The following is a 19,618-nucleotide window of genomic DNA, read 5'->3' as shown; positions in this document are numbered from 1 at the left end:
ACTCACCTCATAAAGATTATTTGCCTTATAATAAAATAACACGAAAAAATATAAAAACACAATGGAGAAGATGTGTCTTTTCATAATAAAAACGTGCATTCGCGAAGAGGAACGCACGCTTTTCTTATTTTATCCCAATGGAAGCGTTTGAAAACGAAACTTGCCCAATTTTCATATATTTTTCATAACGTTTTTCGATTAATTCATCTTTCGAAATTCCGTTTAATTGTTCAAAAGTTTTTCTAATCATTAAGTCTATATTTTCTGACTGTTTTAAAAGATTACGGTGAGCTCCACCTTTTGCCTCTGGAATAATTTCATCAATTACACCTAATTCTTTCAAATCTGCTGCTGTAATTTTCATTGCTTCTGCAGCTTCCTTCGCTTTTCCTGCATCTTTCCAAAGAATTGCCGCTGCACCCTCTGGTGTAATAACAGAATAAGTGGAATTTTCTAGCATATGAATGTAATCTCCTACTCCAAGACCTAGCGCACCACCACTACCGCCTTCACCGATAACGATACAAATAACTGGTACCGTTAAACCTGCCATCTCAAATAGATTGCGGGCAATAGCTTCACTTTGTCCACGTTCTTCAGCTGCTTTACCAGGATAAGCTCCCTTCGTATCGATGAAACAAATAATAGGACGATTAAACTTTTCCGCTTGTTTCATGAGACGCAGTGCTTTTCGATATCCTTCTGGATGAGGCATCCCAAAATTACGACGAATATTTTCTTTCGTATCTTTTCCGCGCTGATGCCCAATTACAGTTACAGGCATCCCCTTATATTTCGCAATGCCGCCGACAATCGCTGCATCATCGCCAAATAGGCGATCTCCATGACATTCAAAAAAATCAGTAAATAAGTGCTCAATATAATCGAGCGTTGTCGGTCGTTCTGCATGACGAGCAATTTGCACACGGTCCCATACTTTCATATTGCCGTATATATCTTCCTCTAAATTTTCTAGCTTGTCTTCCAAAATACGAATCTCCTCACTGAAGTCCATCTGGCTGTTTTTCGTATAGTCTTTCAGTTCACGGATCTTATTTCTTAGCTCAACAACTGGTTTTTCAAATTCTAGCTCTGCCATACAGCCATTTCCCCTCCTTGATGAACTTCTAAAATCTTACGAAGTGATTCTTTCATATCATCACGATGCACAACCGCATCTAATTGACCATGGTCTAGTAAAAATTCTGCCGTTTGGAAATCTTCCGGTAGTTTCTCACGCACTGTTTGTTCAATTACACGTCTACCAGCAAATCCGATAAGTGCACCTGGCTCTGCAAGATTATAATCACCAAGTGAAGCAAAACTCGCTGAAACCCCGCCCGTCGTTGGGTGAGTCATAACAGAAATAAATAACCCTCCTGCATTACTATGCTTTTTCAAAGCTACGCTTGTTTTTGCCATTTGCATTAAACTTAATATACCTTCTTGCATACGGGCACCACCCGAAGCAGTAAAGATAATAAATGGAACTTGTAAGTCGTATGCCTTTTCAACCGCACGGGCAATTTTTTCTCCTACAACAGAGCCCATGCTCCCCATTCGAAAACGAGAATCCATTACTGCAACAACAACAAGCATGTCATCAATTGTTCCTTCACCAGTTACAACCGCTTCATTCAATTCAGTCTTCTTACGATCGTTCTCTAATTTCTCTTCATATCCTGGAAACTCGAGTGGATTTAATGAAACCATTTCTTTGTCATACTCACGGAATGACCCTTCATCCAATATACTATCAAGGCGCTCCCATGCATTCATAGGATGATGATATCCACAGTTCACACATACTTTTAAATTTTTCAGAAGTTCTTTCGTATACATGATTTTTTTACATTTCGGACATTTTGTCATAACGCCATCTGGTACATCTTTTCGTACTTGTTCTGAAGGTATTGCAGCATACTTTTTCTTTTTCACGAATAAATCTCTTAGCACAATTTGACCCCCTTCGTTGAGAGCTAAGGTTAGCGTAAGAAGAAAATGGGGCTAACACCAATGTTTGATGTTAGCCTTATCTTCTCAATCTGTCTAATAACCTCTCTCTTTACGTTTAACTTTAACCGCTATGCGGTAGAATGTTTGTCATAACGTGTCATGGTCATTTCGACAAATTTTATACATTACGAGTGAAACTGTATATTCTCTACTAATTCATCGTAAATTTTTAGTGCATCATTTTCTTGTTTTTCTTCCAAAGTAGCATAAAGCTTTCTATACATATCGATAGAATCTCCTGAAACTTTACAAGAAAGAGTTGCTACGTAATCATTTACGATCATCCAAATGCGATATAGTAAATAATTATCGACTTGTTCAATTAGTGTTTTAAAGAACGTTTGGTGAAGCATTGGAATCGAACTTTCATTTTCTTCAAGCACTTTCTGTAATCTACTTAGCACTTTAGAAAATGTTTCTTTCGGTAAATTACATACAATTCGAATCATATCTTTCTCAAGCAATCGTTTTGTTTGTAATAAATCACGAATTGTTTTCTCATCTTGCAATAGAAACGGAGCAATTAGTTGTACAAGACCGTTATCGTAAAAGTTTCGAATAAACGTCCCTTCACCCCGTCTCGTTTCAATTAACCCTACCAGTTCTAAAGCACGCAATGCTTCTCTTACAGATGAGCGTCCTACGTTTAAGCGTGAACTTAGCTCCCGCTCAGACGGCAAACGATCCCCTGCTACCAATCCATCCTCTTCCATAATGGAACGGATTTTTTTTACAATTTCGAGATATACTTTTGTATTTGATGATGTCAATGGAAATTCCTCGCTTATTCTTTACCAATCAGCGCTAATTGTTTTGTTTTCTCAGCAACTTCATTTGGATCTACTTGACGACGAGCTACTCCTGTCTCCATTGCTGCTTTCGCAACGTAAGCTGCCACTCGAGGCGCTACACGCGCGTCAAACGGTGCCGGAATGATATAGTCTGCATTCAACTCATCTTCTGCTACAAGCTCAGCAATAGCCTGTACAGCTGCCATCTTCATTTCTTCGTTAATTTGTGTCGCATGTACGTCAAGTGCACCGCGGAAAATACCAGGGAACGCTAGTACATTATTTACTTGGTTCGGGAAGTCAGAACGACCTGTTCCAACAACAGCTGCGCCCGCTGCTTTTGCCAATTCTGGCATAATTTCCGGAACCGGATTCGCCATTGCAAAAATAATCGCATTGTCATTCATTGTACGAACCATCTCTTCTGTTAATGCACCTTCTGCAGATACACCAATGAATACGTCCGCACCTTGTACAACATCAGCTAAAGAACCTTCTATACGATTCTTATTTGTATATTTTGCAACTTCATCTTTCACTGGATTCATACCAGTAGGACGACCATCATAGATTGCACCTTTACGGTCGCACATAATAATGTCGCGTACTCCATAGCGATATAAAAGTTTAATAATTGCAATACCTGCTGCACCTGCGCCATTTGCGACAACTTTAATGTCAGACATTTTCTTTCCAACTAATTTCAGCGCATTCACAAGGCCCGCTACTGTTACGATAGCTGTTCCGTGTTGATCATCATGGAAGATAGGAATATTTGTTTCTTTCTTCAAACGTTCTTCAATAATGAAGCAGTTTGGTGCTGCGATATCTTCTAAGTTAACGCCGCCAAAAGTTGGCTCCATTAATTTTACAGTTTCAACAATTTTATCTACATCGTTTGTATTTAAGGCGATTGGGAATGCATCTACACCAGCAAAGCTCTTGAATAATACAGCTTTACCTTCCATTACTGGAAGAGATGCTTCAGGTCCAATGTTACCAAGACCAAGTACAGCCGTTCCATCCGTCACAACTGCTACCATATTTCCCTTCATCGTATATTCATATACCTTACTTTTATCGTCATAAATTTCTTTACAAGGCTCTGCAACCCCTGGAGAATATGCAAGACTTAAATCTTTTGCATTTTCTACTTTTACTTTTGATACAGTTTCTAATTTTCCTTGATGCACTTTATGCATGTGAAGTGCTTCTTCACGAAGTGTTGACAAACTATCCACTCTCCTCAAATTATTCTAGCTGGTATCAATTTCTCCAAGTGGTCTGACCACGAACACTACTACTATAATAATCGAAGTGTAGGGAAATTGTCCATTATATTTTCACAACTACATTCTCTTCCCCGACAATTTCACGAAGTGTTCCTAAGCATTTTTCACTTGGATGAATCGATAAACTTCGAGATAATTGTACCATTTTATGTTCCTTTTCATAATAAATTAGTACTTTCGCAAAACCCGAATAGTCAAACAATATTTTTGTAACCTGATTCAAAAGCTTTTTTTCATACTGAGACGGCAATTTCACGTAAACAGATGCATCTTTCTTTTCTTCATAAACATCCATTTCTTCTAACGGATATAGTCCGTTTACAATCCATTGCAGCTTATGATTTCTTAGCTCAATCGTACCGTCAACTAAAACAATTGCCCCTTCTTGTAACTTGTCTGAGAAATGTATATACGTGTCCGGGAAAACAACCGCTTCCATTTCATCATTTTGATCACAGAATGTAATAAACGCCATCTTTTGCAATTTTTTCGTACGAATGACTCTCACACTTGTTATATACACGATAGCCCTTTGTACTTTTTTCTTATTTCGCATCGCCTGAGCGAGAGATGGAATTTCTAATTCTTTTGCTAACTTCACATACTGCGCTGTCGGATAGCTTGATAAATAAAAGCCAAGTGCTTCCTTTTCTTTATTTAACTGTTCAATAAAAGAGAGCTCTTCTCCTTGTACATATTTTGATTTTGGAACAGCATCCCCTAAATCACGGGCAAGATTTGCGTACTCTAACGCTCCTTTAAGGCTTTTCCATAAATTCGTTCTCGAAATACCAAAATCGTCAAAACATCCCGACCAGACGAACGCCTCTAAATTTCGTTCTGTTACAAACTTCGCTGGCATACGAAGACAAAATTCAAATAAATCCTCAAACATTTTGCTCTCTCGTTCTTCTAACAATGCCGTCACTGTAGCCATTCCGATATTTCGAATTGAAAGTAAGCTGTAACGTATCGCATTCCCTTCTATTTGGAAGTTGTAACCACTCTTCTGAAGTGACGGTGGCAAAACGTGGAAACCTTTCCGCTTCGTTTCTCGTATATACTGCACAATCTTATCTTCATTTCCAATTGCACTTGATAATAATGCTGTCATAAATTCCAACGTATAATTCGCTTTTAAGTAGGCAAGCTGATATCCGATCATACTGTAAGCTACAGCGTGACTTCGGTTAAAACCGTAATTCGCAAATCTTACAATTAAATCGTAAATTTTATCTGCTGATGTCTCATCGTATCCGTTTCGCAAACAACCTTGCACGAAATGCTGACGTTCCTGATCTAAAATATCACGATTTTTTTTACTCACTGCTCGGCGTAATAAATCCGCTTCTCCGAGCGAAAATCCTGCTAACTTCGATGCAATTTGCATAATTTGTTCTTGGTATACAATTACACCGTATGTTCTTTCTAAAATCGGCTTTAAATCCGGATGTAAATATTCAATTTTTCTTTTTCCATGCTTCGATTCAATAAAGGTTGGGATTTGCTCCATCGGTCCTGGTCTGTATAACGAGTTAACAGCGACAATGTCTTCAAACTCATTCGGTTTTAATCCGCGAAGTACATTTCGCATACCACCTGATTCAAGCTGGAATACCCCCGTTGTATCCCCTCTTCCTAGCAATTGGAACGTCTTTTCATCTTGGAGAGGTAAATTCCTTATATCAATTTCTTTCCCCGTTTTTTTCACAATAAACTTTATAATATTTTCAAGTAACGTTAAATTACGTAAGCCTAAAAAGTCCATCTTGAGCAACCCGAGTTCTTCTAATGCATCAGCAGGATATTGCGTAACATAAACATCGTTATGTCCTTCTTGAATTGCTACACTACCCGTTAACGGTTCTTGACTCATAATAACGCCAGCGGCATGAATAGACGTATGACGAGGTAAGCCTTCTACACGTTTTGCAATTTCAAACACACGCTCATGAAGAAGATTCCCTTGTATAAACTCACGGAGTGATTGTGATTCTTCATATGCATCTTTTAACGTTATACCAAGCTTTGATGGAATAAGTTTTGAAAATATGTCAATGTCTCGCGGCGGAAGTCCCATTACACGAGCAATATCTCTAATTGCTGCTTTCGCTGCAAGCGTCCCAAACGTTACAATTTGCGCCACGCGGAGCTGACCATACTTATCTTTCACATATCGGATCATCTCATCACGTCTTATATCTGGAAAATCGATATCAATGTCCGGAAGGGTCACACGTTCGGGATTTAAAAATCTTTCAAATAACAAATCGTATTCAATCGGATCAATATCTGTAATTTCTAATACGTACGAAACGAGTGAGCCAGCTGCCGATCCACGGCCTGGTCCTGTTAAAATATGATTTTCATGTGCATACTTCATAAAGTCCCATACGATGAGAAAATAATCACTAAATCCCATACTAGAAATGACGTTTAGTTCATGATTCAAACGCTTTATATGCACTTCTTTTGGCGTACCATAACGTTTATGCAAGCCTTCTTCACAAGCACGGCGTAAGTAAGTATCATTCGTCTCGTTAGATGGAACAGGAAATTTCGGTAATTGATTTACATGAAACGGTATTTCTACTTTACAACGTTCTGCAATTTTTACAGTGTTGTAAATCGCCTCTTCCGTGTGAGAAAATAGTGCTTCCATTTCATCCGATGACTTTAAATAATATTGATCCGTTTTGAGCCTCGGCCTGTCTGGATCAGTCATTTTCGTTCCACTTTCAACTGATAGTAAACATTCGTGAACGAGCGCGTCACTTTGATTGATATAGCGCACATCATTTGTTGCAACGACTGGGACATTTACCTTACTAATAAATTCAGGTAATTTTTCTTGCAGGAGCAGTTCATCTTGAATCGCATGATGCTGCAAACTCATATAAAAATTATCGAACATATTTTGATATGTACAAGCTACTTCTTCCGCCTGATCCTCTTTGTCTTCTAATAATAATTGTTCAATTTCCCCATCTTTACCTGGTGAAATAGCAATTAATCCTTTCGCATAATGCGCAAGCCACTTCTTCGGAATACCCTCTTTTGACTTCGTCATAATGCTACTAGAAATCTTTAATAAATTTTGATAGCCTATTTCATCTTCAGCAAGTAAGACGAGCGGATAAGACTTTTCTTCTTCTTCACTAAAAATAGAAGCTGTTAAGCCGATAATAGGCTGTATACCATGTTTCTTACATGCTTTATAAAACGGAATAACGCCATACATAACATTTTCATCCGTAATAGCCAACGATGAAAAACCAAGCTCTTTCGCCCTGACTACAAGCTCATCAATTTTACAAGCACTTTTTAATAAACTAAAAACGGTTTGACATTGTAAATGCACAAACTTCACTGTTGTACCCTCTCTTTACCTATTTGACTACTTTCATTATAGGTGATGAGGAAAGCGGAAATCAAAACATACTTCTCATACTTTGTCCATATATATGAAGAAGAAAGGGGAATGACGATGGATGTAAGAGAACATACTTTTTTCTCTCTGCTTATTATTAGTTATTTTATTGCCTTTGGGGTTATACTTGGCGGTTCATTAATTGGTGGATTTGGTGCGTTTCTTATCGGAAAACCAGCTCTAACTTACATTAATCAATTCGCCCAAAATTTAAGAATTTGGGCACTCGTTGCAGCAATCGGCGGAACATTTGATACCTTTTATAGCTTTGAAAGAAGCTTCTTTGGCGGAGATATGAAAGATATCGTAAAACAAATTCTCCTTATTTTTTTCGCAACTGGCGGTATGCAAACAGGTCTTATTATTATTAAATGGCTAACGCAGGAACATGTATGAGAGTGCCAAGTGCCAATACAGCAAAAAGATGGTACTTAGTTTTAGCTGGTGCTGCTGTTGGAGGCGTGTTGAGCTGGTTTATTTTTTTGTACATATACGGTGTTTTTCAAGAAGAACAATCTAGTAAAATAGCAGAGCAACGAGAAATTATAGAAAAACAAGAAGCAAAGCTCCACGTCCTTCTCGAAGATCAAGAAAAGTTGAACACAGAAAATAAACGTCTCTTAACAATTCAAGAGATTAAAATAAAAATAATAAATCGAGAAAAATATGATTTAGACAATCTAACACTCGAAAATATGACCACTTCTATCCATAATGACCTCCAGCATCTTTTAACGAAAAACATTCAAAGTATCGCAAAAAATAAAGACCTACTCAAAAAAGCAATCGAAAACAAAACGTATAAACATTACGATCGTATATACCGCTTTAAAGTCGATACAATTTCTTTTGATACTGTACTTGAAATTAGTATTGATATAGAGAAAGAAAAATAAAGAAGGAGGGCTTAAGTGCCACTCCTTCTTTTCGTTTTAACATATACTCTCTTATTTACAAATATCACGTAAATCAGCAAACAGACGATCCGCTTCTTCCCAAGAAGATGCTTTTGCACCAGAAGCCATCGGATGTCCTCCGCCGTTATATTGCATTGCTAATTTATTTATAACTGGCCCTTTTGAACGAAGGCGAACACGAATTACATCGTCTTCCTCTAAAAATAGAACCCATGCCTTTAATCCGTCAATATTACCAAGCGCTCCAACAACACCAGATGCTTCAGAAGGAAGTACATCAAATTCTTCTAATACTTCTTTCGTTAATTTAATGTAAGCTGCTCCTTCTTCTACCATCGTAAAGTTTTGTAAAATATAACCGTTTAAACGAGCGATTTTTTCTTTTGTCTTATACATTTCATTGTATAAATCTGTGAATTTCACACCCATATCAACAAGCTCACTTACGTAAAGGAGTGTTTTTGCTGTTGTATTCGGGAATAAGAAACGACCTGTATCTCCAACAATCCCCGCTAAAATAAGGCGAGCTGCTTCTTTTGTTATTTTTAATCCTTTATCTTTTCCATAGTTATAAAACTCATAAATCATTTCACTTGTAGAACTTGCTGTCGTATCTACCCACGTAATATCTCCGTACGGATCTTCATTTGGATGATGATCAATTTTGATTAACATCTTCCCTTTTGTATAGCGTTGATCGTCAACACGTTCTTGGTTCGCAGTATCACAAACGATAACAAGTGCATTTTCGTATACGCTATCTTCAATATTATCCATTACTCGTAAGTATGCTAGTGACGGTTCATTGTACCCAACCGTATAAATATTTTTCTCTGGAAACGATTCTTGCAAAATCGTACCAAGACCGCCTTGTGAACCTAACGCATCTGGATCCGGACGCACATGACGATGAATAATAATTGTCTCAAATTCTTTAATTGCTCCTAAAATTTGCTCATGCATATGTATAATCTCCTTTTTATTCAACTTCTTCACTTTATCCTCCATTATAACGGAAAGTATTTCATACATGCGAACAATTGCTTTATAATAAAAATTAGAAAGTTTAGATATTTCTTTTTTCTTCACTATAATTTTCACAAAGCGATGGGAGTGTGCATTATGCCAGTATTAGTCTTCTGTATTATCGTCTCATTTATGTTGTACCTCTTCTACAAAACAAAATACTTTCGTACAAACCGCCCAATGGAAAAAGGTTGGCTCTCAGGAAAATCCGCAATGGCACTCGGTTCATTCGTCTTATTCTTCGGGATAAACCAATTCTTTTTAGAACTTTCAACCGCTCGTATGATCGTCGGTGTTTTATTCGTTCTATTTGGTAGTGCGAGTGCATTTAATGGATTTCGCCAATATAAACATTTCTTTCCATTAGCAGTTAAAGAAGCAGAAGCATATGAAGCAACGTAAAAAAGCATCACCATTGTGATGCTTTTTTACGTCCTCTACTTTTTAAAATCATATATGCAACAAACGCAGAAGGTATATTAAATAGGTTGCCTTGCACATGAAAATGTAATTGTTCCTCTTCAAAAGACATTTTTTCATATAGTTCTCGCTGAGATAATCCTGTACGTTTCCTTTTTTCATGTAAACCTTGTAAATATAAATATTGGATCGGTATCATTACAAGAAAGTAAAATAGTGCGATACCACCAAAGAAGATTATTTCTGATGACATATTGCATACCGCCTCCTCAAAATCCATTTTCTTACAATATAATTGTAACATAGTCTACCATCTAAATAAATTAATATTCTGTCATTTAATATTATATAAATCACTCTCTACATAAAAAAAAGATGGAACAAATCAAAACGATTTGTTCCATCTTTTTATTTATCAATCAATTGCACCATAAGTAATGCTTTTCCAACAACATTACCTTCATGGTGTACTTCTACATCAACCTTACCAAATTTACGGCCAATTTCTAATACTTTCGGATGAACGGATACAACATTATCAATCTGAACCGGCTTTACAAAATAAATTGTTAAGTTCTCAACAATTGAATCACTCTTCTTCTGAGCACGAATGACACGGTTTGTTGCTTCTGTCACAATTGTTGTAAATACACCGTAAGATAATGTTCCGATTGAATTCGTCATTTGTGGTGTCACTGAAAATTGATACAAATGCTCATTTTTTGCTTCTTTCGGCGTCATAAATTGATTCGTTACAATATCATCAATCGTTTCACCAACTTGCGGTTGACGCTGAATCATCTGTAATGCCTGAAGTACATCTTGACGACTAATGATACCTTGCAATTTATTTCCATCTTCCACAACAGGAAGTAATTCAATACCTTCCCATACCATCATACGCGCTGCAGCTGCGACAGACATCTTTCCATTTACCGTAATAGGGTGTTTCGTCATCACTTTATCAATTGGTGTATCTTTCGCAACACCAATCATATCTTTCGAAGTTACGATACCTAACACCTTTTTATTTTCATCCACAATTGGATAACGTCCATGCATCGTCTCTTCATTGTACTCATGCCATTTCTGCACGATATCACTAGGCTTTAAATATAGTGTTTCTTCAATCGGTGTTAAAATATCTTCAACGAGTACAATTTCTTTCTTAATAAGTTGATCATAAATTGCGCGGTTAATTAACGTTGCGACCGTAAATGTATCATAGCTACTCGAAATAATTGGCAACTTCAATTCGTCTGCTAACTTTTTCACATGCTCTTCTGTATCAAATCCACCTGTAATTAATACAGCGGCCCCTGTTTCTAATGCTAATTGATGTGCATTCGTACGGTTCCCGATGATAAGCAAGTTCCCCGCTTCTGTATAGCGCATCATCGCTTCTAATTTCATAGCCCCGATTACGAATTTATTTAATGTTTTATGTAGTCCTTCTCTGCCTCCAAGTACTTGACCATCGACAATGTTAACGACTTCTGCATATGTTAGTTTTTCGATATTCTCTTTCTTCTTTTGTTCAATTCGAATTGTTCCGACACGTTCAATTGTACTAACATATCCTTTATTTTCTGCATCTTTAATCGCACGGTAAGCTGTCCCTTCACTTACACTCAAATCTTTCGCAATTTGCCTTACAGAAATTTTATGCCCTACCGGTAGGCTATTAATATGTTCTAAAATTTGATTATGTTTGGTAGCCAAATGGTTTCACCATACTTTCTTTTCCCTAAATTCTTCATGTGTTGTATTCCCAGTATACTATATTTTCAAAACTGTTACACTCTCTCTTTGTATATCTGTACTATTTTTTTTATAACAAAATGACCCTTACATTCCACTAGTCATTCCATTACAACAATGTAATGCTATTGTCATCTCGTTCGATAGTTCGTCCACACACTTCCATATACAATTAAGACAAGAAATGAAACAAAGGAGCGAATACATGATGAAAAAAATTTTAGAGGTTATAGGCGCAGTATTTTTAGCTTGTGTAGATGGGAAAAAAGTTGCAATGGATTTGAATGAAACTCCTGAACAGCCACGTTCAAAAAGAGAAGAGTCAACTAAACAAATACAGACTTTAAAAGCTGTACTACACGCATAAAAAGCCCTTCACTTGTCTTTTCAAATGAAGGGTATCTGTTTTATAGCGTAATACTTTCTCCAACTTCTAATACTTTCCCTGTACAATTTTGTAGTTTTTCTACAAATTGATATGGATCCTGTTCAATAACTGGGAACGTATTGTAATGCATCGGTACAACAGTTTTCGCATGAATCCATTTTGCTGCTAAAACAGCATCTTTTGGTCCCATTGTGAAATTATCACCAATTGGTAAAAACGCTATATCTATATCATTCAGTTCCCCAATTAACTTCATATCAGAGAATAGAGCCGTATCCCCTGCATGGTAAACCGTTTTCTCTTCTGCTGTAAATAAAATACCCGCTGGCATACCTGTATATGTAATCGTCTTATTTTCTTCATCAATATAACTAGAGCCGTGGAATGCTTGTGTAAACTTCACTTTTCCGAAGTCAAATTCATGTGAACCACCAATATGCATCGGATGTGTTTCTACACCTTGCCAACTTAAAAATGTCGCTAGTTCAAATGGCGCCACAACAACTGCATTATTTTTCTTCGCAAGCTCTACTGTATCTCCAACATGATCACCATGACCGTGCGATAAAAGAATTGCATCTACTTTTACATCTTCAGCCTTTAAATCTGTTTTCGGATTTCCCGTTAAAAATGGATCAATTAAAATCACTTTTCCATTCGTTTCAATCTTTACAACTGAATGCCCATGATAAGATACTTTCATTATTACATTCCTCCCCTATTCACATTCTCACTTTTTATTCTACATGATTTTTCAATTCCCTGTCTTTTCTAACATCTATTTACTTGTCATAACGCTTTCTTCCGAGGTAAAGTTATATTTGTAATTAAATATCTCGGGGGTGCCAATCGATGAATGCTAGATTAGAAAATTTAATGCACTGGCTAAAAGAAAAAAACGTAGAAGCCGCGTTCTTAACTTCTACACCAAACGTTTTCTACATGACAAACTTCCACTGTGAACCACACGAAAGACTACTTGGTATGTTTGTATTCCAAGAAAAAGAGCCTATTTTAATTTGCCCTAAAATGGAAGAAGGCCAAGCACGTAACGCTGGATGGGCACATGAAATTATCGGATTTACTGATACTGACAGACCATGGGATATGATTGCAAAAGCAATTAAAGACCGTGGCATCAATGCAAATGCAGTTGCAATTGAAAAAGAACATTTAAACGTAGAACGTTACGAAGAATTAACAAAATTATTCCCAAATGCAGCTTTCAAATCAGCAGAGGAAAAAGTTCGCGAGCTTCGTTTAATTAAGGATGAAAAAGAACTTTCTATTTTACGTGAAGCAGCTAAAATGGCAGACTATGCTGTTGAAGTTGGGGTAAATGCAATTAAAGAAAACCGCAGCGAACTAGAAGTATTAGCAATTATTGAACACGAATTAAAAACAAAAGGCATACATAAAATGTCATTTGATACGATGGTATTAGCAGGTGCTAACTCTGCTCTTCCACACGGTATTCCAGGTGCTAACAAAATGAAGCGCGGCGATTTCGTACTATTTGATTTAGGCGTAATTATTGACGGTTATTGCTCTGATATTACACGTACAGTAGCATTCGGTGAACTTTCTGAAGAACAAACTCGCATTTACAACACTGTACTTGCTGGACAACTACAAGCAGTTGAAGCATGTAAACCAGGCGTTACACTTGGCGCAATTGATAATGCTGCTCGTTCTGTTATCGCGGATGCAGGTTACGGAGACTTCTTCCCGCACCGACTTGGTCACGGACTTGGAATTAGCGTTCACGAATATCCAGATGTAAAAGAAGGCAACGATTCTCTATTAAAAGAAGGTATGGTCTTCACAATCGAACCAGGTATTTACGTACCAAACGTAGGTGGCGTTCGTATTGAAGATGATATTTACATCACAAAAGACGGATCAGAAATTTTAACGAAATTCCCGAAAGAATTACAATTTGTAAAATAAGAAAAAGGCAGCTTAATTGCTGCCTTTTTCTATTTTTCTACTACTTTAAATTTCTCTACAATCATTTGTCCTGGGTAACTTTCAAGTATGTGAGAAGACCATACTTTTATTTTATCTCCTGTTTTTAATTGATTAGATGCGTTTTTCTCCTTAAAGCTCAACACTATATCTGATGGATGTTCTTTATTCATTTGTTGTTCTATATAATGTTGCAACTCTACTTTTGTATTAAACGTTTTATCACCGACAAAAAATACCGAATCATTTCTTACTATGACATACCCTTCTTCAGGTACTTTTTTTACCTCTACTTGTTTTGTAGTACACGCTGATAATATGATTAGAAATACACTAAAAAATATATACATAGAAACTCTCATATTCCTACTCATTTTTATCCCTCACTCTATGTTTGCTATTTCCGCTTTAAAACCATCTTCTCTTCATACTTATCATCCCATTTAATCACAATCTCTATCGGTTCATCTTTAGATAGAGGCGCACAACTTACACAAGAAGATTTCATTTCAATCCTTGCTCCTTTATGAACTTCTGACGTTTCTGTCATTGTACTAAAGGTCCCATGAATAGAAATCTCCAAATTTTTAAATTCTGTATTTCCATCTCCGCCCTTATACTGAAACGTAAATATTCCATCTTCACTGTCATCCTTAATATGCCCTTTATATTGCCCCGTCCAACTTTTGCTCTCGCTAGAAAAAGTAACATACGAAATCGAACAACTTCCTAAAAAGAAAATACTTATAAAAAAGAATAATACTCTCTTCATAATGCCCTCCATTCAAAAGCACTTATTTATCCCGCAGTAACGGGCAGTAAGACCCCAACCTCAAAATTCGGTGAAAGCAAAGAAGTTAGTTGGGGGATGAACCCCCCACTGATTAAAGCTTCACTTTATTGTCTATTTCTTCCTTTTATTATATTATTAAAATGCAGAATTTTCTAAAATAGGAGGTTTATATGTTACAACAACAGTTAGAAGAAATTCGTAATAATAATTACATACTGGACAACACAATTCATATTGATTCTTTAAGCTCCAATATGCTTGAACATATCGGTGTTACTGATAGTTATTTAAGGGATAAACTTATTTACTCTACTTTTTATCATCTCATCAAGAAGGGCTATATTTCACACTCACACTTGCAGAAACTATTATTAGAAAGCATCAGTGATAAATATTTATTGTATAAGATTCATTCGGATGACGAAGATGCGGTATTTACCCGTGCATTTACGACATTATTAATTGCGCTCATTATTGATGCGGATACAAATCATAATTTCTTATCACAGACTGATATATTAAATGTAAAAGATCAATTAATTTTATATATGAACAAAGAGCACGACTTACGAGGCTATGTCCAAGAACGTGGCTGGGCGCATAGTGTCGCTCATGCTTCTGATACATTTGAAGCGCTTGTGAATAGTCCTAAACTGGAAAATTTATATTACGAAGAAATATTACAAACTTTATTAAACAAAGTTTGTGTTCATTCCATCTATTACAAATACGAAGAAGATGAGCGTCTCGTTTATCCAATTGTCGCAATGCTGCAAAATGGCCTAAAGGAAGAAGTACTCATATTAGCCCTTCGTGATTTAGCAACTCAATTACAAGTTCAAAAATCAACGCTACATATTGAATCATACGAATTTCTATACGGAAATATAAAAGCTTTCTTACGTAGCTTATTTTTCAGATTACGTACAATATCTATATGTAAGGAAACTGAATACGAAATTGAAAAATTACTACAAGGACTTCGCCAATATTACTAAAAAAGAAGGCCCTTTAAAAAGTGCCTTCTTCTATTTCACTAATATTTAATTGAAATTTTACGATCCAAACTGAGAAAAGGTGGACAAGAAGCGCAAACGCCATACATGCTCCGCTTAAAAAAGTTAGTATAGGATGCGAATACACGTGCCCCAATCCATAGGATATCGCCACGAAAAACATTGTTATGTAAATATAAATTGCTCCATGTATTTGCCTCATATAAACCTCCTTTTCCCATATTATAACATAAATTTTCTGATTATTCACATTAATTACTTGTAATCAATATTTCTCAACCGTTACACCTCTAACAGCAGCCTTAATATACGGTAACTCTTGTAAACTTTGTAAATCCTCTGTTTTTCCTGTTACGACTACACCGTATATTGGTAGGTCTTTTCATTATAGTTTGTCCTAAAATGCTCTTGAAATCCCCCTTTATTTTCACTTAAAAATATCTAAATACAGCTATTCTTTTTTAAAATTTTGCATAATAAAAAGCACATCTATTTTAATGTGCTTCTCCAAAAACACTATTCTATTATTTCATCGCTTCCTTCACAACATCTTGAATCATAACAACTTCTGTTTTCATATCAACAGACGGTGCTTCTTCATCAATACACTCATACCAAAACGCTACATGCTTTTTATCAATTTCATGATGAGAATTTTCGACAAGAGCCCCGCCTTCTCCTTGCACAGAATACCAATATAAGTATTCTTCTCCATCTCTTATTTCCCGGAAAATTGTCTCTACGTACATTTTCTCGTCGTTTAGTGTCAACAGCACTTCTTTCATATTGTCATTAAGAAGCTGCATCCATTCATCTACACGATGACTTTTACCTTTTTTCACTTTAAATCTCGTTAACTCCACATTCATTTTCATTCCCCCATTCTCTTACGTACAAACAAACCATATTCTATTGGATGATGAAAACTTAATTTACTAGCTAATTTTTGCGAAGGAATATTGTCTACATAACAATCCCAACACGGTGTAATATCATTTTGTATACAATGTTCAATGAAACGTGTCGCGACAGCTTGAGCTAACCCTTTCCCTTGATACGCTTCATGCGTCACGATATCAATTTCAGCAAATCCATTCCCACTAAATATCGAAACACATTCCGCTACAGTCATCCCATTTTGTTCTATACAAAATCCAAAACCATCATTCAAAAATGCTTCATTTGATCCCCAATATTCTTTATAATACGCCTGTGTAAATTCATTACTTCGTTCTATATCTCTTCTATCAATACGCTTCACTTCATATGTATTTTTGTTACAATCTCGCTTTCTCTCTTCAAAGGTTACTCTTTGAAATTTCATTCGCGGAATTTTCCGAAGCACATTACTAAAACGCTCTTCTAACATCATTTCCCATTCTTCACTCGAAGTGAACAATGTAAATCTCTTCTCTGTTTTTTCAATGGCCGTTTTTATATACGAAAATACATCTTCGTTATAACTTTTCTCTTGCGTATTACCAAATAAATAATAAATGCCATTAGCTGTGATAATTAGTCCTGCTGTTAACTCCTCGTTTGCAAAAACCCTACCATCTATCGTTTGATCACATACTGCATAAGCAAAAGTTGTGGTTCTTGTATTACTTTCTAAAATCGAAAGTATTTTTCTATACTGGGCTACAGACAATTCCCTCATAATTGCTCCACTATAATCGTATCAGCCTCTATATTTTCAAAACAAAGATTTACAGTTCTCTTGAATGCTCTCGTTCTATGAATCGTACATGCTGGAATTAAGATAGAATCATTCGGCTTTAAAACCGCTGTTTCTCCGTCTTGAAAGTCGATAAGTAATTCTCCCTCTAAAACAATAAATAACTCATCCGAATTAGAATGATAGTGCCAATCATATTCACCAGTAAATACAGCGATTCGTAAGCAATGACTATTTACATTTGAAACGACGAAGTTTTTATGTTGATCTTGAATGCCCTTTGTTAATTCGATTAAATTCACAGTTTCCATCTTTCGTCTCATCCTTTCATTAGTCGTTCTTCTGAAAAAACAACTTAGTCTCCTCCACCTCCGCAATCTCCTCCACCATCACTTGAGCTGCTACAATCGTTGCTACTGTAGCCACCAAATCCACTTGATGAACTTGAAGCGTATGAAGATTTCTTTCTCTTTTTTCTTTTCCTATCCCTCTTACTTTCATGACTAGGCCATACTGTATCAAAGAATATAACGAATAAAACTAATTCTATTACGGCAAGTATAACCTCTAAAATACTCTCAATAATATTCGGGGTTATCCCAAAACTGTAAAGCACCCCAAATGAACCCATACACAAAATCACATACAGAACCATACAAACATACCGAAACGTTTTTTCTATCATAATGACTATTTTTTTTGAAGTTGGAATGTTCTGTTCCTGTTTTTTCTTTATATATTTTTGTCTCTTAGCTTGCTTTTTCTTCTTATTTTTTCTCCCCATTGAATCCCCTCTTTTTATTTTATAATTCTAAATTATCACAACTAATATCTATTAACATCAATAAGTAACAATTTTTTACATATTATTCCCTAAAAAAAGACCCTCCTCATAAGAGGAAGGTCTCTAATGTATCTCTATTATGATAAAGCAGGAGCTTTTTCAAGAAGCTCTTTTGCATCAGCGTATTGTAAGCCGTGTGCTTCTGCAACTGCTTCGAATGTTACATATCCATCTAATGTGTTAATACCTTTTAGTAATGCAGAATTGCCTAAGCAAGCGTCTTTATAGCCTTTGTTAGCAATTTGTACTGCATATGGTACTGTTACGTTTGTTAATGCAAGAGTTGATGTACGTGGAACCGCACCTGGCATATTTGCAACTGCATAATGAACAACGCCATGTTTTTCGTAAGTTGGGTTGTCATGAGTTGTAATACGGTCAGTTGTTTCGAAAATACCACCTTGGTCAATCGCAATATCTACAACGACAGAACCTGGTTCCATTGATTGAATCATTTCTTCTGTTACAAGTTTTGGCGCTTTTGCACCTGGAATTAATACCGCACCAATAACAAGATCAGATTCTCTTACTGCTTCTGCAATGTTGTAAGGATTAGACATTAACGTTTTTACTTGGTTACCGAAAATGTCATCTAATTGACGAAGACGTTCTGCGCTTAAGTCGATGATTGTTACATCTGCACCTAAACCTACTGCAATCTTCGCTGCGTTTGTACCAGCTTGACCACCACCGATAACTGTTACTTTTCCGCGTTTCACCCCTGGAACGCCTGCAAGTAAAATACCTTTACCACCTTTGTTTTTCTCAAGGAACTGTGCACCGATTTGTGCAGACATACGACCAGCTACTTCACTCATAGGTGCAAGTAATGGTAAAGAACGATTGTCTAATTGTACTGTTTCATATGCAATTGATACCACTTTGTTATCAATTAATGCTTTCGTTAATTCTGGTTCTGGAGCTAAGTGTAAGTATGTGAATAAAATTAAACCTTCGCGGAAATTACCGTATTCACTTGCAACTGGCTCTTTTACCTTCATAACCATATCTTGGTTCCATGCTTCTTCAGCAATTTCAACAAGTTTCGCACCAGCTTGTACGTATTCTTCATCTGTAAAGCCAGATCCTAAACCTGCTCCTTTTTGAACAAAAACTTCATGACCATTTTGTACTAAATGTACTGCTCCCGCTGGCGTCATTGCCACACGGTTTTCATTGTTTTTAATTTCTGTTGGAATACCGATACGCATTATTAGTTCCCCCTTGAGTTATGAAATGACCCCTGAATCATTTTTTAAAGCGCTTTCTACGCCCTTA

The 19,618-nt window shown here is 36.3% G+C and carries 23 protein-coding genes and 1 pseudogene; 6 read left to right on the top strand and 18 right to left on the bottom strand.

The genetic code is table 11. The annotated features are described in order from the left end of the window. Nucleotides 1-124: 124 nt before the first annotated feature. The 5 genes from accA to dnaE form a co-directional block, all read right to left on the bottom strand. Nucleotides 125-1,099 carry an acetyl-CoA carboxylase carboxyl transferase subunit alpha gene (accA, locus tag JDS81_RS00665; RefSeq protein WP_000818790.1) on the bottom strand — a complete coding sequence of 325 codons (975 nt, stop codon included), beginning with the start codon at nt 1,097-1,099 and terminating at the stop codon, nt 125-127. Further along, on the bottom strand, nt 1,087-1,956 hold the full coding sequence (accD, locus tag JDS81_RS00660) for an acetyl-CoA carboxylase, carboxyltransferase subunit beta (protein WP_000942864.1): 870 nt from the start codon (nt 1,954-1,956) through the stop codon (nt 1,087-1,089). Before accD ends, accA begins: the two co-directional genes overlap by 13 nt. Nucleotides 1,957-2,141: 185 nt before the next feature. Then, complete coding sequence (locus tag JDS81_RS00655) at nt 2,142-2,786, bottom strand: FadR/GntR family transcriptional regulator (protein ID WP_000204451.1); 645 nt, start codon at nt 2,784-2,786, stop codon at nt 2,142-2,144. A 14-nt stretch (nt 2,787-2,800) separates the two neighbouring features. Continuing rightward, on the bottom strand, nt 2,801-4,009 hold the full coding sequence (gene ystJ, locus JDS81_RS00650) for an NADP-dependent malic enzyme (RefSeq protein WP_162148121.1): 1,209 nt from the start codon (nt 4,007-4,009) through the stop codon (nt 2,801-2,803). A 133-nt stretch (nt 4,010-4,142) separates the two neighbouring features. Continuing rightward, a complete protein-coding gene (gene dnaE / locus JDS81_RS00645; protein ID WP_000673710.1) occupies nt 4,143-7,469 on the bottom strand; it encodes a DNA polymerase III subunit alpha in 3,327 nt (1,108 codons plus the stop codon). A 42-nt stretch (nt 7,470-7,511) separates the two neighbouring features. Here dnaE and JDS81_RS00640 point away from each other — a divergent pair, with 42 nt between their 5' ends. After that, a complete protein-coding gene (locus JDS81_RS00640; protein ID WP_002034291.1) occupies nt 7,512-7,925 on the top strand; it encodes a YtrH family sporulation protein in 414 nt (137 codons plus the stop codon). Beyond that, entirely contained in the window at nt 7,922-8,425 is a 504-nt protein-coding gene (gene ytrI, locus JDS81_RS00635) for a sporulation membrane protein YtrI (RefSeq protein ID WP_001265738.1), read from the top strand. Before JDS81_RS00640 ends, ytrI begins: the two co-directional genes overlap by 4 nt. Before the next feature lie 51 nt (nt 8,426-8,476). Here the strand turns inward: ytrI and JDS81_RS00630 are convergent, their stop codons facing one another. Then, nucleotides 8,477-9,409, bottom strand: coding sequence for a DHH family phosphoesterase (locus tag JDS81_RS00630; protein WP_000545153.1), 933 nt, complete (start codon nt 9,407-9,409; stop codon nt 8,477-8,479). A gap of 159 nt (nt 9,410-9,568) precedes the next feature. Between JDS81_RS00630 and JDS81_RS00625 the strand changes: the two genes are divergently transcribed. Next, nucleotides 9,569-9,874, top strand: a complete 306-nt coding sequence (locus JDS81_RS00625; protein ID WP_001144779.1) for a YtpI family protein — start codon at nt 9,569-9,571, stop codon at nt 9,872-9,874. Between the two features lie 7 nt (nt 9,875-9,881). Here JDS81_RS00625 and JDS81_RS00620 read toward each other — a convergent pair whose 3' ends face one another. Both JDS81_RS00620 and JDS81_RS00615 read right to left on the bottom strand, forming a co-directional pair. Beyond that, nucleotides 9,882-10,145, bottom strand: a complete 264-nt coding sequence (locus tag JDS81_RS00620; RefSeq protein WP_000093555.1) for a DUF3949 domain-containing protein — start codon at nt 10,143-10,145, stop codon at nt 9,882-9,884. A gap of 155 nt (nt 10,146-10,300) precedes the next feature. Beyond that, the gene (locus tag JDS81_RS00615) at nt 10,301-11,614 is read right to left on the bottom strand and encodes a DRTGG domain-containing protein (RefSeq protein WP_000201581.1); all 1,314 of its coding nucleotides are present in this window, start codon (nt 11,612-11,614) and stop codon (nt 10,301-10,303) included. 244 nt (nt 11,615-11,858) lie between these two features. On the opposite strand from JDS81_RS00615, the gene JDS81_RS00610 reads away from it, so the two are divergent. Next, a complete protein-coding gene (locus tag JDS81_RS00610; protein WP_000976100.1) occupies nt 11,859-12,020 on the top strand; it encodes a hypothetical protein in 162 nt (53 codons plus the stop codon). A 40-nt stretch (nt 12,021-12,060) separates the two neighbouring features. On the opposite strand, the gene JDS81_RS00605 is transcribed toward JDS81_RS00610, so the two are convergent. After that, nucleotides 12,061-12,744: a metal-dependent hydrolase gene (locus JDS81_RS00605; protein ID WP_097952285.1), complete on the bottom strand. Its 684-nt coding sequence runs from the start codon at nt 12,742-12,744 to the stop codon at nt 12,061-12,063. Nucleotides 12,745-12,893: 149 nt separating this feature from the next. Between JDS81_RS00605 and pepQ the strand changes: the two genes are divergently transcribed. Beyond that, nucleotides 12,894-13,991: a Xaa-Pro dipeptidase gene (gene pepQ / locus JDS81_RS00600; protein WP_097952282.1), complete on the top strand. Its 1,098-nt coding sequence runs from the start codon at nt 12,894-12,896 to the stop codon at nt 13,989-13,991. Between the two features lie 29 nt (nt 13,992-14,020). Here the strand turns inward: pepQ and JDS81_RS00595 are convergent, their stop codons facing one another. Both JDS81_RS00595 and JDS81_RS00590 read right to left on the bottom strand, forming a co-directional pair. Then, entirely contained in the window at nt 14,021-14,383 is a 363-nt protein-coding gene (locus JDS81_RS00595) for a DUF3221 domain-containing protein (protein ID WP_097952280.1), read from the bottom strand. A 23-nt stretch (nt 14,384-14,406) separates the two neighbouring features. Next, on the bottom strand, nt 14,407-14,781 hold the full coding sequence (locus JDS81_RS00590) for a hypothetical protein (RefSeq protein ID WP_142312467.1): 375 nt from the start codon (nt 14,779-14,781) through the stop codon (nt 14,407-14,409). 191 nt (nt 14,782-14,972) lie between these two features. Between JDS81_RS00590 and JDS81_RS00585 the strand changes: the two genes are divergently transcribed. Continuing rightward, nucleotides 14,973-15,800 (top strand): DUF2785 domain-containing protein, encoded by an 828-nt coding sequence (locus JDS81_RS00585; RefSeq protein ID WP_000941466.1) that lies wholly within the window; start codon nt 14,973-14,975, stop codon nt 15,798-15,800. 13 nt (nt 15,801-15,813) lie between these two features. Here JDS81_RS00585 and JDS81_RS00580 read toward each other — a convergent pair whose 3' ends face one another. The 7 genes and pseudogenes from JDS81_RS00580 to ald form a co-directional block, all read right to left on the bottom strand. Next, complete coding sequence (locus JDS81_RS00580; protein WP_001248905.1) at nt 15,814-16,020, bottom strand: hypothetical protein; 207 nt, start codon at nt 16,018-16,020, stop codon at nt 15,814-15,816. 63 nt (nt 16,021-16,083) lie between these two features. Beyond that, nucleotides 16,084-16,200 (bottom strand): annotated as a pseudogene (locus JDS81_RS00575) (anti sigma factor C-terminal domain-containing protein); the annotation flags it as partial. Nucleotides 16,201-16,342: 142 nt separating this feature from the next. Further along, entirely contained in the window at nt 16,343-16,687 is a 345-nt protein-coding gene (locus tag JDS81_RS00570) for a DUF6176 family protein (RefSeq protein ID WP_002060104.1), read from the bottom strand. A gap of 2 nt (nt 16,688-16,689) precedes the next feature. After that, nucleotides 16,690-17,478 carry a GNAT family N-acetyltransferase gene (locus JDS81_RS00565; protein ID WP_001208749.1) on the bottom strand — a complete coding sequence of 263 codons (789 nt, stop codon included), beginning with the start codon at nt 17,476-17,478 and terminating at the stop codon, nt 16,690-16,692. Beyond that, on the bottom strand, nt 17,475-17,807 hold the full coding sequence (locus tag JDS81_RS00560; protein ID WP_000450949.1) for a cupin domain-containing protein: 333 nt from the start codon (nt 17,805-17,807) through the stop codon (nt 17,475-17,477). The genes JDS81_RS00565 and JDS81_RS00560 overlap by 4 nt, the downstream gene beginning before the upstream one ends. A gap of 44 nt (nt 17,808-17,851) precedes the next feature. Then, on the bottom strand, nt 17,852-18,280 hold the full coding sequence (locus tag JDS81_RS00555; protein ID WP_097952278.1) for a hypothetical protein: 429 nt from the start codon (nt 18,278-18,280) through the stop codon (nt 17,852-17,854). 137 nt (nt 18,281-18,417) lie between these two features. Next, a complete protein-coding gene (ald, locus tag JDS81_RS00550) occupies nt 18,418-19,551 on the bottom strand; it encodes an alanine dehydrogenase (RefSeq protein ID WP_097952276.1) in 1,134 nt (377 codons plus the stop codon). Between the last annotated feature and the right edge of the window lie 67 nt (nt 19,552-19,618).

Origin of the sequence: Bacillus cereus group sp. N31, from assembly GCF_016483245.1 — a bacterium.
Classification (GTDB): domain Bacteria; phylum Bacillota; class Bacilli; order Bacillales; family Bacillaceae_G; genus Bacillus_A; species Bacillus_A toyonensis.
The sequence above is the reverse complement of the archived record's forward strand: the minus strand, read 5'-3'. Positions and strand labels throughout refer to the sequence as shown.